We start from the raw sequence: 13,930 nt of genomic DNA, 5'->3' as shown, positions 1-13,930 counted from the left end.
CGCGCGAGAGTCCGATTGACCGTCAGCCACGAACGCCCGCGCCGGTGAGGCGCTTCTACGCGCCGCAGCAGGCACTGCACGCGCCCGCGCTGGAACTGCACAATGGCGCCTTCACCGCCTACGCCGAGGTGCCAGAGCGCGCCGCGATGATCCTCGCTGCGATCGGCGGGGCGGAGGCGCCACCGGACCGCGGTCGCGCGCCGATCGCGGCGGTGCACGACGCCGCCTATCTTGACTTCCTCCGCGACGCGCCCGCGCTGTGGCGCGCGGCGGGGCGGCCGGGCGACGCGATCCCCTACGCCTTCCCGATCGTCGGCCGGCGCCCGCTGGCGCTGTCGCGGATCGACGCGCTGCTCGGCGCGCACGCCTTCGACGCGACCACGCCGATCACCGACCATACCTGGAACGCCGCCTACTGGAGCGCGCAGACCGCGCTCGCCGCGACCCAAGCGGTGCTCGACGGCGAGCGCGCCGCCTTCGCCTTGTGCCGCCCGCCCGGCCATCATGCCGGGCGCGACTATTGCGGCGGCTACTGCCACGTCAACGTCGCGGCGGTGGCGGCGCAGGCAGCGCGCGACGCGGGGCGCGCGCGGGTGGCGGTGCTCGACATCGACTATCACCATGGCAACGGCACGCAGGACATCTTCTACGCGCGCGGCGACGTCCTCTACGCCTCGGTCCACGCCGACCCGGCGAGCGACTATCCCTTCTACTGGGGCCATGCCGACGAGCGCGGTGAGGGCGAGGGGGCGGGCGCGACGCTCAACCTGCCGCTGCCGCGCGGCACCGTGCTGGCCGGGTTCCGCGCCGCGCAGGCGCAGGCACTCGAGGCGATCGCCGCCTTCGGCGCCGACTTCCTCGTGCTCAGCTTCGGCGCGGACACGTGGGAGGGCGACCCGATCAGCCACTTCCGCCTCACCACCTCGGACTATGCGGTCCTGGCGGGCGACATCGCCGCGACCGGGCTGCCGTGCGCGATCGTGATGGAAGGCGGCTATGCGGTGGAGGCGCTGGGTGCCAATGTCGCCAGGCTGCTGAGCGGGTTCGCGAGCTGAGAGAAGGACAGGACGGATGGCGGTGACGGCGATAGTCCCGGATCAATCGGGCGGCAGCGCGCCGCCGCTCAACGCCGGGCTGCTCGCCTGCATCGTCACCGCCGCGCTCGCGGGGCTGCTGTTCGGCTTCGACACCGCGGTGATCTCGGGCACGACCGTATCACTGACGCGCGCCTACGGGCTCGACAGCTTCTGGCTCGGCGTGACCGTCTCCTCCGCGCTGTGGGGCACGCTGATCGGCGCGCTGTTCGCGGGCATCCCGGGCGACCGCTTCGGCAGCCGCGACACGCTGCGCGTGCTCGCGCTCTTCTACGTCGCCGGGGGCATCGGCTGCGGGCTGGCGTGGAGCTGGGAATCGCTCGTCTTCTTCCGCGTGATCGCGGGGTTGGCGGTGGGCGGTTCGTCGGTGCTGGCGCCGGTCTATATCTCGGAGATCGCCCCGCCCGCGCGCCGGGGCGGGCTGGTCGCGGCGTTCCAGTTCAACATCATCCTCGGCATCCTGCTGGCGTATGTGTCGAACGCGATCATCGCCGCGCTGGCGCTGGGCGCGGACGACTGGCGCTGGAAGTTCGGCGTCTCGGCTGCGCCCGCGATCGTCTTCCTGCTGCTGCTGCTGCGCATCCCGCACTCGCCGCGCTGGCTGATGGCCAAGGGTCGCGTCGCCGAGGCGCGCGACGCGCTCGCCCGCGTCGGCATGGGCGAGGAGCAGGCCGAGAAGGAGCTGGCCGCGATCCACGCCGGCTTCGCCGCGAAGCCCAGCGGGGAGAAGCTGTCGTGGCGGCGTCACCGCAAGCCGATCATGCTGGCGCTGCTGGTGGCGGGCTTCAACCAGCTCTCGGGCATCAACGCCTTGCTCTATTATCTCAACGACATCTTCGCGGCCGCCGGGGGCGCGCTCTCGGCCGACGTGCAGGCGATCATCATCGGCGTCGTGAACGGCATCTTCACCGCGGTGGGCATGCTGCTGATCGACCGGCTCGGGCGCAAGACGCTGCTGATGGTCGGCTCGGCCGGCATGGCGGCCAGCCTCACCGTGGCGGGGCTGGCGCTCGGCGGGTCGCTGCCGGGCTGGATCGTGCTGCCCGCGCTGATCGGCTTCATCGCCTTCTTCGCGCCGAGCACGGGCGCGGTGATCTGGGTCTATATCAGCGAGGTCTTCCCCACCGCGGTGCGCGGACGCGGCAGCGCGGTCGGCGCCTCGACGCACTGGGGGCTGGACGCGATCATCGCCGCCGCCTTCCCGACGGTGGCGGCTTTGTCGGTGAGCCTGCCCTTCTACGTGTTCGCGGCGATGATGCTGCTGCAGCTCGTCGTGGTGGCGCTCTACTTCCCCGAGACCAAGGGCGTGCCGCTCGAGGAAATGGAGCGGCGGCTGGGGGTCGGCTGACGCCCGCGCCGTCGCGGGCCTCAGTCGAACAGGCTGCTGACGCTCGACTCGTCGGCGATGCGGCGGATCGCCTCGGCGAGCAGCGGCGCGATGGTGAGATGGCGGATCTTCGCCGCCCCGCCGATCGCCTCGTGGTTGCCGATCGAGTCGGTGATGACCAGCTCGTGCAGCGCCGAGCCCTCGACCCGCGCCACCGCGCCGCCCGAGAGCACGCCGTGGCTGACATAGGCGACCACGCCCTCCGCGCCCGCCTCGCGCAACGCGGCGGCGGCGTTGCAGAGCGTGCCGGCCGAGTCGACGATGTCGTCGATCAGCACGCAGAAACGCCCCTCGACGTCGCCGATGATGTTCATCACCTCGGAGTCACCGGCGCGCTCGCGGCGCTTGTCGACGATCGCGAGCGGGGCGTTGTCGAGCCGCTTCGACAGCGCGCGCGCGCGCACCACGCCGCCGACGTCGGGCGAGACCACCATCAGGTTCTTCTCGCCGAAGCGCGCGCGAATGTCCTGCGACATCACCGGCGCGCCGAAGAGATTGTCGGTGGGGATGTCGAAGAAGCCCTGGATCTGCCCGGCGTGCAGGTCGACCGAGAGCACGCGGTCGGCGCCCGCGGTGGTCAGCAGGTTGGCGACCAGCTTGGCCGAGATCGGAGTGCGCGGCCCGGGCTTACGGTCCTGCCGCGCGTAGCCGAAATAGGGGAGCACGGCGGTGATCCGCTTGGCCGACGCGCGCTTCAGCGCGTCGATCATGATCAGCAGCTCCATCAGGTTGTCGTTGACCGGGTAACTGGTCGACTGGACAACGAAGACGTCCTCGCCGCGCACGTTCTCCATGATCTCGACGAAGATCTCCTCGTCGGCGAAGCGGCGCACCAGCGCCTCGGTCAGCGGCACCTCGAGATAGTCCGAGATCGCGCGCGCCAGCGGCAGGTTGGAATTGCCGGTCATCAATTTCATCGAGAACACCCTTTCGCGCCCGTTGCTCTAGGCTGGGGGGCTGGCGAGGGGAAGGGGCGGCGCGTAAGCGCGGGCGGGCCATGACCAGCCCTTCCTCTCCCACCGTCACCCGCTTCGCGCCGTCGCCGACCGGGCGGCTCCACGTCGGCAACATCCGCACCGCGCTGCACAGCTGGATGCTGGCGCGGCGCGACGGCGGGCGCTTCGTGCTGCGCATCGACGACACCGACGCCGAGCGCAGCGAGGAGCGCTACGTCGACTCGATCCGCGCCGACCTCGCCTGGCTCGGGCTGGTGCCCGACCAGGAGGTGCGCCAGTCGGAGCGGTTCGCGCTCTACCAGGCGCGCTTCGACGCTCTGGTCGCGGCGGGACGGATCTACCCGGCCTATGAGAGCGCGCAGGAGCTGGACCTGAAGCGCAAGGTGCTGCTCGGCCGCGGGCTGCCGCCGGTGTACGACCGCGCCGCGCTGCGCCTGACCGATGCCGAGCGTGCGGCGCTGGAGCGCGACGGCGTGCGCCCGCACTGGCGCTTCAAGCTCGACCACGACTCGCCGATCGCGTGGGACGACCTGGTGCGCGGGCCGCAGCGCTTCGATCCGGCGACGATGAGCGACCCGGTGGTGCGCCGCGCCGACGGCTCGTGGCTGTACATGCTACCCTCGGCGATCGACGACGCCGATCTCGGCATCACGCACGTGGTCCGCGGCGAGGACCATGTCTCGAACACTGCGCTCCAGCTGCAGATGTTCGCCGCGATGGACGCGCCCGCGCCCGCCTTCGCGCACGCCGCGCTGCTGACCGGGAGCGAGGGGAAGTTGTCGAAGCGGCTCGGCTCGCTCGGGGTCGACCATTTCCGCGAGAGCGGGATCGAGCCGGCAGCGGTGCTCTCGCTGCTGGCCCGGATCGGCACCAGCCAGCCGGTCGAGCCGCTCGCCGACCCGGCGCCACTGATCGAGGCGCTCGACTTCGCGCACTTCGGCCGCGCGCCCGCGCGGTTCGACGAGGCCGAGCTGGCGCAGGTGAGCGCGCGAGTCGTCCACCAGCTGCCGTTCGAGGCGGTTGCCGACCGGCTCCCAGCGGGGATGGACGCCGCGGCGTGGGACGCGGTGCGGCCCAACCTCGCCACCGTCGCCGAGGCGGCCGACTGGTGGGGTGTGATCGAGGGACCGATCGAGGCGGCGATCGCCGCCGAGGACGGCGCCTATCTCGCCCAGGCCGCCGCCGCGGCGCGCGCGATCGACTGGGCGGGCGATCCGTGGCACGCGCTCACCGCGCGGCTCAAGGCGGAGAGCGGGCGCAAGGGCAAGTCGCTGTTCCTGCCGCTGCGCCGCGCGCTGACCGGGCGCGACCACGGCCCCGACATGGCCGCGCTGCTGCCGCTGATCGGGCGCGACCGCGCGCTCGCGCGGCTCGATGCCGCGGCGGACTCGAACCGCGGCGTCTAACCCCCTATATCGTCGCGATGCAGTTCTTCGCCCGACTGTCGCCGCTGCGCGCCGCGCGTGACCTCCGCTTGTTCTTCCACACGCGCGAGCGCTACGAATGGGGGTTCCTGGCACTATCGGTGGCGATCACCGGCTTTCTCGTCTGGGCGTTCTTCCACGATTCGTACTTCGAGAAGGAATATAAGCCGAACATCATCTACTTCGAGCAGTGGAAGCTGGATCGCACCGATGCGCAGATCGTCGCGCAGCAGCAGATCGACCAGGCCAAACGCGAGATCGCCCAGCGCGAGCAGCGCGCGCGCGAGGAGAAGCTGCGCCAGGGCTTCAAGCGGCTCGACGACAAGCTCAACGCGATGGGGATCTGAGCGGGGCGGGGCAGGCGGTGATGCCGTACCCTCTCCGTCGCCCCGGCGGAGGCCGGGGCCCAGATGGGAAGAGCGCAGTGAGTGCCGCTAACGTCCCGCAACTGGACCCCGGCCTGCGCCGGGGTGACGTTGGAGGGCGAGTTGAGCGCATTCTGTCGAGGGCCAGCCGATGGTGGCGTGCCGATGTGCGCTGACCTCCCCTCCGATCCCCGCTGGATGGCCGCCGCGCTCGCACTGTCCGAGCGGACGCGCGCGCGCACCTACCCCAATCCGAACGTCGGCTGCGTCCTCGTCCACGACGGCGCGGTGGTCGGCCGCGGCTGGACCCAGGCCGGCGGCCGCCCGCACGCCGAGGCGATGGCGCTCGACCAGGCGGGCGCGCGCGCGTGCGGAGCAACCGCCTATGTCACGCTCGAGCCCTGCGCCCACGCCAGCCCGCGCGGCCCCGCCTGCGCCGACCTGCTCGCCGCGGCGGGGATCGCGCGCGCGGTGGTGGCGCTCGGCGATCCCGACCCGCGTACCGACGGCGCCGGTCTGGCGCGGCTGCGCGCGGCGGGGATCGCGGTGGATGTGGGCGTCGACGCCGCGGCGGCGCGGCGCGCGATGGCGGGGTTCCTTACGCGGCGTGCCCTCGGGCGGCCCTGCGTGACGCTCAAGCTGGCGCTGTCGCTCGACGGCGCCGCGGCGATGGCGGACGGGCGCAGCCAGTGGATCACCGGACCGGAGGCGCGCGCACACGCGCATCTCGAGCGCGCGCGCCACGACGCGATCCTGGTCGGCCGCGGCACCTGGGAAGCGGACCGGCCGCGGCTCGATGTCCGGCTCGCGGGGCTGGAGGCGCGTGCGCCGCTCCGGGTGGTGCTGTCGTCGGGGGCGTCGGCCGCGCGTGAGGACGACCCGCGCTGGATCGAATCCCCCGCCCGAATCGCCTCCCTTCCCGCCGACCACCTGCTCGTCGAGGGTGGCGCGCGCACCGCCGCCGCCTTCCTGCGCGCCGACCTGGTCGATCGCCTGCTGCTCTACCGCGCGCCGATCCTGATCGGCGGCGGGCGCACGCTGCCCGACATCGGGCTCGCCGCGCTCGGCGACGCGCACGCGCGCTGGCGGCTCGCCGACGCGCGCCAGCTTGGCAGCGATCGGCTCGAAGTCTACGAGCGCGGCTGAGAGGTCATCATGTTCACCGGCATCGTCTCCGACATCGGCACCATCCGCCAGATCGCGCAGCGCGGCGACACCCGCGCGGTGATCGACACCGCCTATGACGTCGCCACGATCGAGCTCGGCGCGTCGATCGCCTGCTCGGGCGTGTGCCTGACCGTCGTCGACAAGGCGCCGCACGAGAGCGGCGTCGGCGGCTGGTTCGCGGTCGACGTCTCGCACGAGACGCGGAGCCGCACCGCGCCCGCGCAATGGGCCGAGGGGCGCAGCCTCAACCTCGAACGCGCGATGAAGCTGGGCGACGAGCTCGGCGGGCATATCGTCACCGGCCATGTCGACGGCGTTGCGACGGTGGAGGCGATCACCGCCGACGGCGACTCGCGCCGCATCGCCTTGCGCGTGCCGGGCGACCTGGCGCCGTTCCTCGCGCCCAAGGGCTCGGTGACGGTCGACGGCGTCTCGCTCACCGTCAACGCGGTGGAGGACATGGCCGACGGCACGCGCTTTACCGTCAACCTGATCCCGCACACCCAGGCAGTCACCACGCTCGGCGCCCTGGCCGAGGGAGAGGCGGTCAACATCGAGATCGACGTGCTCGCGCGTTATCTCCAGCGGATGGAGCATTATCGTGGTCGCTGAGCCGGCGGCGCTGGCGCGGCTGCGCCACGGCTATCTCTCCTCGCCCGAGGAACTGATCGACGAGGCGCGCAACGGCCGGATGTTCATCCTGGTCGACGACGAGGATCGCGAGAACGAGGGCGATCTCGTCATTCCCGCGCAGATGGCGACGCCCGAGAAGATCAACTTCATGGCCAAGTACGGCCGCGGGCTGATCTGCCTCGCGCTGACCAAGGGCCGCGTCGAGCAGCTCGGGCTCGACCTGATGAGCCGCAACAACGGCACCCGCCACGAGACGGCCTTCACCGTCTCGATCGAGGCGAAGGAGGGGGTCACCACCGGCATCTCCGCCGCCGACCGCGCGCGCACGATCGCGGTGGCGATCGACTCGACCAAGGCGCGCGACGACATCGTCACCCCCGGCCACGTCTTCCCGCTGGTGGCGCGCGACGGCGGCGTGCTGGTGCGCGCCGGCCATACCGAGGCGGCGGTCGACGTCGCGCGGCTCGCCGGGCTCAACCCCTCGGGCGTGATCTGCGAGATCATGAACGAGGACGGCACGATGGCGCGGCTCGACGATCTCGTCACCTTCGCGCAGTTCCACCACCTCAAGATCGGTACGATCCGCGACCTCATCGCCTATCGCCGCCGCCACGACCATCTCGTCGAGCTGGTCAGCGAGGCGCCCTTCACCAGCCGCTGGGGCGGCGACTGGACGGTGCGCGCCTATCGCAACAAGGCGACCGGCACCGAGCAGATCGCGCTGGTCAAGGGCCGGGTCGATCCGAGCAAGCCGACGCTGGTGCGGATGCACGCGCTCTCGCCCTTCGCCGACATGTTCGGCGAGGACAGCCAGCGCAGCCACCTGCTGTCGCGCTCGATGGAGCTCATCGGCGAGGCCGGCGCGGGGGTGATCGTCGTGATCAACCGCCAGCGCGCCGACGCCTTCACCACCGCGGTGCGGATGAAGGCGGGCGAGGCGGTGACGGTCGATATGGAGGAACTGCGCGACTATGGCGTCGGCGCGATGATCCTCGCCGAGCTCGGCGTCCACGACATGGTGCTGCTGACCAACACGCACCACACTTTGGTCGGGCTCGACGGCTACGGCCTGTCGATCGTCGGCGAGCGCGAGATCGACTGAGCGGGGTGGGCGGGGTGAGCCGAGCGCGACCTGCCAGGCGCGAGCGAGGGACGGAGTGGCCGGTCACCCCCTTCGCCTCGACCTCGGCTCGCGTCCGATCGCGGCCGCACCACCACCTTTCGTCATCCCCGCGACGGCGGGGATCCAGACACGCTGGCGGGCGTGGCGGTGTGCAGCGCCAGCGGCCCCCGACGGCACGTACCTGGCGCGGCTCAGGACGAGAGGCGCGAGGACCGCGCGTCTGGATCCCCGCCTGCGCGGGGATGACGTGAAGGGGCGCAGTGCCGGCGCGCACCCCTGCGTGGGCAGCACCATCATACGACCACATCGAGGAGACCAGCGTGGCGCATATCCTGATCGTCGAGGCACGCTTCTACGACCATCTCAACGACCTGCTCGTGGCCGGCGCGCGCGGCGCGATCGAGGCCGCCGGGCATAGCTGCGAGGTGCTCACCGTGCCCGGCGCGCTGGAATTGCCCGGCGCGATCGCCATGGCGTCCGAGCGCGGGCGCTGGGACGCCTTTGTCGCGCTCGGCGTGGTGATCCGCGGCGAGACCTATCATTTCGAGATCGTCGCCAACGAGAGCGCGCGCGGGATCATGGCGCTGACGATGGACGGGGTGGCGATCGGCAACGGCGTGCTCACCACCGAGGACGAGGCACAGGCGATCGTGCGCGCCGATCCGGCGCAGCTCGACAAGGGCGGCGCCGCGGCCAAGGCGGCGCTGGCGCTGCTCGACCTGCGCGACCGGCTGGGCTGAGCGCGGGCCGGCTGTCCTACAGCCGGCGCGTGCGGCTATCATTCCGTCCTGATCGTCTGAGCCGAAGCGTGCTCCTGCGTTCGCAGGAGCCCAGCGCGGCGAGCGTCATCCTCCCGGCCTGGGCTCCGGCGTTCGCCGGAGCACGGATCGGCTCGGGTGTATCGGAGTCCAGGACGCCCGCATGCTCGCCGACCTTGCCCGTCGATCGCCTCGCCCGGTTGCGTCGGCATGCGTGCCGGCGGCTCAACATTCGCAACATGCGCGCGCCCAGAGTGCCTCGCGGGCGCAGTGTACGGTTCGTGTGACACCGCGCGGTGACTCAACATTCGCAACATTCGCGCTACGCCGGGGTCCACCCCAGCCGGTTGAGCAGCGCCATCGCGGCATGCGGCGCGCGCACCTTGGCGCCGTTGATCATGAACACGAACGTGTCGCGCGGCCGCACCGGTGCCGGCTCGGCGACATAGGGCAGCCCGTCGGGGCTCTTCCCCGCCGCCCAGTCACGCGCCACTTGCGCCCAGCGGTCGAGCGCGGCCGGCGCATAGCCCGCGGGCTCCTCCTCGCGCGCGTCCTCCAGCCGGGCGTAGACGAAGTCGCCCGAGAGATCGGCGAGCGCGGGATAGTCTGCGGAGTCGCCGTAGACGATCGCCACGCCGGCGGCGCGGCACAATGCGACAAATTCAGGGTTCGCGAACGATTCGTGCCGCACCTGGACCGCGTGGCGCAGCGCGACCCCGTTCTGCTTCGCCGGCAGCAGCGCGAGGAAGGCGCGCAGGTCGTCGGCGTCGAACTTTCGGGTCGCCGCCATCTGCCACAGGATCGGGCCGAGCTTGTCGCCCAGCTCGGTGATCCCCTGGCCGACGAAGCGCTGCACCGACTCGCCCGCCTCAGCCAGCACCTTGCGCGTGACACAGTAGCGCGACGCCTTGAGCGCGAAGACGAAACCTTCGGGCGCGGCGTCGCTCCAGATCGCGAAGGTGGCAGGCTTGAACGAGGAATAGAAGGTGCCGTTCACCTCGATCGCGGTGACGTGGCGGCTGGCATAGTCCAGCTCGCGCTTGTGCGGCCATTTCTCGGGATAGAAGGTGCCGCGCCACGGCTCGTAGGTCCAGCCGCCGATGCCGACTCGGATGGGTGCCGTACTTGTCATGCCACCGGCGTGCCGCGTCGCGCGCGCGCTGTCGAGCCGGCCGTCGCCGGCGCGGCGCGGCGCTGCGCCGCATGCCATTCGGCACGGGTGAGCAGGGCGTCGAGATCCTCGGGGGCGATGTCGAACGTCTCGTGCAGGTCGGCGAGCGCAGCGTCGATGTCGGCGGCGTGGAGCCCCGCCGACACCGGGGCGGCGGCGCGATGCGGATAGGAGCGCGCGGTGGCGCGGTGGAACAGCAGACCCGCGCCGACCAGCGTCAGCGAGTTGAGCGCGACCGGCAGCAGCGCGAAGCCGAAGCCCGCGGCATGCACCGCCGGGCCGCCGATCACCGCGGTGAGCGCGGCGGCGCCGCCGGGCGGGTGGAGGCAGCGCAGCAGCGACATGACCAGGATCGCGCTGCCCGCCGCCACGCCGGCGGCGAGCGCGGTGCCGGGGACGAGCCGGTACACCGCCACGCCGACCAGCGCGGAGAGCGTGTTGCCGCCGATCACCGGCCAGGGTTGCGCCAACGGGCTCGCCGGCACCGCGAACACCAGCACCGCGGAGGCGCCGAGCGGCGCGACGATCAGCGGCAGGTCGGCGCGCTCCAGCGGCAGCACGGCACAGACCAAAGCGGTGAGCGCGATGCCGATCGCGGCGCCGACGCAGGCGATCAGCCGCTCGCGGAAGTGTGCGCCGGAGAGCAGGGGCTTGAAGAGGCGTGACGGCATCGCGCGACGGTGTGGCGTGGCACGCACATGACGTCAATTCACCCCCGCCCCGGCCGATCATTCGCCCGTCCGCGCCGCGGCCGGGCGCCCGCTCGGACTGTAAAATCATCGCGCGACCAGCGAAGACCGGCGCCGTGATACGCTCAGGCTCCGACATCACCGACGAGTCGGCCCAGCACCTTCGCGTGGTCGACTACTAGCGGGAGGGGAGACGTATGGAACGCCGGACGATGCTGGGGTTTTCGCTGGCCACGCTGGTCGGCAGTACGTCGCTCGGCGAGCCAGCAGGCGCCGCGACGCCGGCGTCGGCTGGGGCGGTGCGGGCGGGCAGTGACCATGACGGTCGGCCGCACCGGATCGGTGTGAGCGCCACCACCTACAAGGTGGTGACCCGGGAGACCGGGGGCGCGCTGTTCGTCGTCGAGCAGGCTAAGCAGCGCCGCGGCGGACCGCCGCTTCACGTCCATCACGGCGAGGATGAACTGTTCTACGTCCTGGCAGGCGACTATGTCGTCCAGGTCGGCGATCAGCGGTTCCCGCTCGGCACGGGCGACTGTATCCTGGGTCCGCGCGGGGTGCCGCATGCCTGAACGTTCGTCGGCGCAGGGACGGGGCGGTTGCTGCTGAGCTACGCACCCGCGGGCAAGATGGAGGCCTTCTTCAACGCCTGGGAACAGCTCGGCTTCACGCCGGGCGGCTACTCGCAGGACAAGGGCGCTCCTACGGCATGGAGCGACGCGGTCCCCCGATCGCGCTATGAAGGCTTGGCGCCCTTCGGAATGTCGCTGAGATGTGTCGCGTCGGCGAGGCCGACTGGAGCGGGCGAAGGGATTCGAACCCTCGACCCCAACCTTGGCAAGGTTGTGCTCTACCCCTGAGCTACGCCCGCTCTGGCGCCTGTGCCGCCCTCGTGACGAGGACCGGCTGGGTGAGGCGCGGCCACTAGCAGCGGCCCCGACGCCCGGCAACAGCTTTTTACGCACCACCGCATTTTTCTGCCGCACGCGCGAATTGACCCCGATCAGCCCTGACCTTAGGTCCCGCTGGCATGACCGCTCCAACGATCCTGCTCGTCGAGGACGATCCCTCGCTCCGCATGCTCACCGCGCGCGCGCTGCAGGAGAACGGCTTCGCGGTCCGCCCCGCCTCCGCCGCACCCGAGATGTGGCTGGCGCTCGATTCAGGCCCGGTGGACCTCGTACTGCTCGACATCATGCTGCCCGGCACCAGCGGGATCGACCTGTGCCGCTCGCTGCGCCAGAAGAGCGACGTGCCGATCATCTTCATGTCGGCACGCGCCTCGGAGACCGACCGGGTGGTCGGACTCGAGCTGGGCGCGGACGACTATATCGCCAAGCCGTTCGGCACGCGCGAGCTGGTGGCGCGGGTACGCGCGGTGCTGCGCCGGCCCGCGCTCGACCGCCGCGCCGGCGCGGGCGACCAGGGCATGCTGACCTTCGACGGCTGGACGATCAACCTGCCGCGGCGCGAGCTGAGCTCGCCCAGCGGCGCGATCGTCGATCTCACCGGCGCCGAGTTCGACCTGCTGGTCGTGCTCGCCGACCATGCGCAGCGCGTGATCGCGCGCGAGCGGCTGATCGAGCTCAGCCGTACCCGGCTGGGCGATAGTTCGGATCGCTCGATCGACGTGCTGATCAGCCGGCTGCGTCGCAAGCTCGGCAGCGCGGGCGCACCCGCGCCGATCGTGACGGTGCGCGGCGTCGGCTATATGCTCAACGCGCCGGTCGAGCGCGGCTGACCCGCGCGCGGATGCGCTCGCTGCGCCGCCCCGCGCTCGGCCTGCTCGGCCAGGTGTTGGCGATCCTGCTGCTGACTCTGGTGATCGAGTTCGGCGCCAGCACCCTGCTGTACGAGCGCGCCAGCCGGTTCGCGGTACGCGACGACGAGGCGAACCGGCTCGCCGAGCATCTCGTCATCAGCCGCCGCCTGCTCGCCGAGCGCCCTGCGGCGCAGCGCGAGCGCATGGCGGCCGAGCTCACCACCGACCGCTACGCGCTGCGCTGGAGCGAGGCGCTTCCCGCCCCGCCGCCGATCGCGCCGGCGCTCGACGAGATGCAGCGGCAGGTGATCGAGTGGGAGCCCTCGCTCGCCGCGACCGACCTCCGGCTGCGCGTGCAGACCCCGGGGCGGCGCTCGGTGGTGACCGGCGGCTTGCGGCTTGATGACGGCAGCTGGCTGTATTTTCGCACGCTCGAGCCGGTCGCGACGATCAACCTCGCCTTCGAGCGGATCGCGCTGGCGATGGTGCCCGCGATCGCGCTGATGGTGCTGGGCGGGATCCTGCTGCGGCGCGTGCTGCTGCCCTTGCGCCGGCTTGCCGCGGCGGCCGAACGGGTGGGGCACGGCGAGGTCGTCCCCGTCGAGGAAGACGGGCCGGGCGAGGTGCGCCGCGTGATCGGCGCGTTCAACCGCATGCAGGATCGCATCCAGGCGTTGATCGCGGGGCGCACGCAGGCGTTGGCGGCGGTCGGGCACGACCTGCGCACGCCGCTGGCGCGGCTGCACCTGCGCACCGAGTCGCTGCCGCAGCTCGAGGCACGCGAGGCGATCGCGCACGACGTCGCCGAGATGGAGTCGATGATCACTTCTTTGCTCGCTTTTCTCGGCGGCGAGGCGGAGCCCGAGCCGACCAGCGTGGTCGACCTGGCGGTGATGTGCGCCACCGTCATCGACGACGCGCAGGACCGCGGGGCGGACGCCGAATATGACGGGCCGGATCACTGCGAGTGGAGCGTGCGCCGGCTCGGCTTCAAGCGCGCGCTGGTCAATCTGGTGGAGAACGCGCTGCATTACGGCGAGCGCGCGCGTCTGACGCTGCTGCCCGGCGACGCGGCACTGACGATCCGCGTCGAGGACGACGGACCAGGCATCCCCGACGACCAGCTCACGCGCGTGCTCGAGCCCTTCGTCCGGCTCGACCCGGCGCGCGGGCGCGACACGGTGGGGTTCGGGCTGGGGCTGTCCATCGTCCAGCTTGCCGTCGTCGCGGAAGGCGGTACGCTGACCTTGTCCAACCGCGCCGAGGGCGGGCTGCGCGCCGAGATCGTATTGTCGCGGCGCTGAGGCGCTCCGTGCCGGCCGGAAGCTGCGCGTGGCCGCGCGAGCAACACAACGACACGTCTCGGCCGAACGCGGGACACTACGTAGCGCTACTCCCTGG

Annotated in this window: 14 protein-coding genes and 1 tRNA gene; 11 read left to right on the top strand and 4 right to left on the bottom strand. The window is 71.7% G+C overall.

The window, feature by feature from the left end; translation table 11 throughout:
• Positions 1–44: 44 nt before the first annotated feature.
• Positions 45–1,055, top strand: a complete 1,011-nt coding sequence (locus FHY02_RS12410) for a histone deacetylase family protein (protein WP_183922456.1) — start codon at positions 45–47, stop codon at positions 1,053–1,055.
• A gap of 22 nt (positions 1,056–1,077) precedes the next feature.
• A complete protein-coding gene (locus tag FHY02_RS12405) occupies positions 1,078–2,442 on the top strand; it encodes a sugar porter family MFS transporter (protein ID WP_311731826.1) in 1,365 nt (454 codons plus the stop codon).
• 20 nt (positions 2,443–2,462) lie between these two features.
• Here FHY02_RS12405 and FHY02_RS12400 read toward each other — a convergent pair whose 3' ends face one another.
• Positions 2,463–3,398, bottom strand: coding sequence for a ribose-phosphate pyrophosphokinase (locus tag FHY02_RS12400; protein WP_183922452.1), 936 nt, complete (start codon positions 3,396–3,398; stop codon positions 2,463–2,465).
• Positions 3,399–3,478: 80 nt separating this feature from the next.
• Here FHY02_RS12400 and FHY02_RS12395 point away from each other — a divergent pair, with 80 nt between their 5' ends.
• The 6 genes from FHY02_RS12395 (at position 3,479) to ribH (ending at position 8,889) form a co-directional block, all read left to right on the top strand.
• Entirely contained in the window at positions 3,479–4,843 is a 1,365-nt protein-coding gene (locus FHY02_RS12395; protein ID WP_183922450.1) for a glutamate--tRNA ligase, read from the top strand.
• Between the two features lie 17 nt (positions 4,844–4,860).
• A complete protein-coding gene (locus tag FHY02_RS12390) occupies positions 4,861–5,208 on the top strand; it encodes a hypothetical protein (RefSeq protein WP_183922448.1) in 348 nt (115 codons plus the stop codon).
• Positions 5,209–5,424: 216 nt separating this feature from the next.
• Entirely contained in the window at positions 5,425–6,372 is a 948-nt protein-coding gene (ribD, locus tag FHY02_RS12385; RefSeq protein ID WP_221198615.1) for a bifunctional diaminohydroxyphosphoribosylaminopyrimidine deaminase/5-amino-6-(5-phosphoribosylamino)uracil reductase RibD, read from the top strand.
• 9 nt (positions 6,373–6,381) lie between these two features.
• Positions 6,382–7,005, top strand: coding sequence for a riboflavin synthase (locus FHY02_RS12380; RefSeq protein WP_183922444.1), 624 nt, complete (start codon positions 6,382–6,384; stop codon positions 7,003–7,005).
• Positions 6,995–8,128, top strand: a complete 1,134-nt coding sequence (ribB, locus tag FHY02_RS12375) for a 3,4-dihydroxy-2-butanone-4-phosphate synthase (protein ID WP_183922442.1) — start codon at positions 6,995–6,997, stop codon at positions 8,126–8,128. The genes FHY02_RS12380 and ribB overlap by 11 nt, the downstream gene beginning before the upstream one ends.
• 341 nt (positions 8,129–8,469) lie before the next feature.
• Entirely contained in the window at positions 8,470–8,889 is a 420-nt protein-coding gene (gene ribH / locus FHY02_RS12370) for a 6,7-dimethyl-8-ribityllumazine synthase (protein ID WP_183922440.1), read from the top strand.
• A 340-nt stretch (positions 8,890–9,229) separates the two neighbouring features.
• Here ribH and FHY02_RS12365 read toward each other — a convergent pair whose 3' ends face one another.
• Together FHY02_RS12365 and FHY02_RS12360 are read right to left on the bottom strand one after the other, a co-directional pair.
• Positions 9,230–10,039 carry a DUF72 domain-containing protein gene (locus tag FHY02_RS12365; protein ID WP_183922438.1) on the bottom strand — a complete coding sequence of 270 codons (810 nt, stop codon included), beginning with the start codon at positions 10,037–10,039 and terminating at the stop codon, positions 9,230–9,232.
• The gene (locus FHY02_RS12360; RefSeq protein ID WP_183922436.1) at positions 10,036–10,749 is read right to left on the bottom strand and encodes an HPP family protein; all 714 of its coding nucleotides are present in this window, start codon (positions 10,747–10,749) and stop codon (positions 10,036–10,038) included. The genes FHY02_RS12365 and FHY02_RS12360 overlap by 4 nt, the downstream gene beginning before the upstream one ends.
• A gap of 230 nt (positions 10,750–10,979) precedes the next feature.
• Between FHY02_RS12360 and FHY02_RS12355 the strand changes: the two genes are divergently transcribed.
• On the top strand, positions 10,980–11,339 hold the full coding sequence (locus FHY02_RS12355; protein ID WP_260172873.1) for a cupin domain-containing protein: 360 nt from the start codon (positions 10,980–10,982) through the stop codon (positions 11,337–11,339).
• 224 nt (positions 11,340–11,563) lie between these two features.
• On the opposite strand, the gene FHY02_RS12350 is transcribed toward FHY02_RS12355, so the two are convergent.
• Positions 11,564–11,638, bottom strand: a tRNA-Gly gene (locus FHY02_RS12350).
• A 159-nt stretch (positions 11,639–11,797) separates the two neighbouring features.
• On the opposite strand from FHY02_RS12350, the gene FHY02_RS12345 reads away from it, so the two are divergent.
• Both FHY02_RS12345 and FHY02_RS12340 read left to right on the top strand, forming a co-directional pair.
• Entirely contained in the window at positions 11,798–12,508 is a 711-nt protein-coding gene (locus FHY02_RS12345; protein ID WP_132908299.1) for a response regulator transcription factor, read from the top strand.
• 11 nt (positions 12,509–12,519) lie between these two features.
• On the top strand, positions 12,520–13,833 hold the full coding sequence (locus FHY02_RS12340; RefSeq protein ID WP_183922434.1) for an ATP-binding protein: 1,314 nt from the start codon (positions 12,520–12,522) through the stop codon (positions 13,831–13,833).
• Positions 13,834–13,930: the final 97 nt, after the last annotated feature.

The organism is Sphingomonas sp. BK069 (genome assembly GCF_014193405.1).
In the GTDB taxonomy this organism is placed as follows: domain Bacteria; phylum Pseudomonadota; class Alphaproteobacteria; order Sphingomonadales; family Sphingomonadaceae; genus Sphingomonas.
Note: the sequence above shows the minus strand (reverse complement) of the source record. Positions and strands in the feature narration are given on the sequence as shown.

What these genes read in the sequence shown, in the direction of transcription:
- FHY02_RS12400 (WP_183922452.1), bottom strand. Translation starts at nt 3,398, where the DNA reads ATGAAATTGATGACCGGCAATTCCAACCTGCCGCTGGCGCGCGCGATC.
- FHY02_RS12395 (WP_183922450.1), top strand. Translation starts at nt 3,479, where the DNA reads ATGACCAGCCCTTCCTCTCCCACCGTCACCCGCTTCGCGCCGTCGCCG.
- FHY02_RS12390 (WP_183922448.1), top strand. Translation starts at nt 4,861, where the DNA reads ATGCAGTTCTTCGCCCGACTGTCGCCGCTGCGCGCCGCGCGTGACCTC.
- ribD (WP_221198615.1), top strand. Translation starts at nt 5,425, where the DNA reads ATGGCCGCCGCGCTCGCACTGTCCGAGCGGACGCGCGCGCGCACCTAC.
- FHY02_RS12380 (WP_183922444.1), top strand. Translation starts at nt 6,382, where the DNA reads ATGTTCACCGGCATCGTCTCCGACATCGGCACCATCCGCCAGATCGCG.
- FHY02_RS12365 (WP_183922438.1), bottom strand. Translation starts at nt 10,039, where the DNA reads ATGACAAGTACGGCACCCATCCGAGTCGGCATCGGCGGCTGGACCTAC.
- FHY02_RS12360 (WP_183922436.1), bottom strand. Translation starts at nt 10,749, where the DNA reads ATGCCGTCACGCCTCTTCAAGCCCCTGCTCTCCGGCGCACACTTCCGC.
- FHY02_RS12355 (WP_260172873.1), top strand. Translation starts at nt 10,980, where the DNA reads ATGCTGGGGTTTTCGCTGGCCACGCTGGTCGGCAGTACGTCGCTCGGC.
- FHY02_RS12345 (WP_132908299.1), top strand. Translation starts at nt 11,798, where the DNA reads ATGACCGCTCCAACGATCCTGCTCGTCGAGGACGATCCCTCGCTCCGC.
- FHY02_RS12340 (WP_183922434.1), top strand. Translation starts at nt 12,520, where the DNA reads ATGCGCTCGCTGCGCCGCCCCGCGCTCGGCCTGCTCGGCCAGGTGTTG.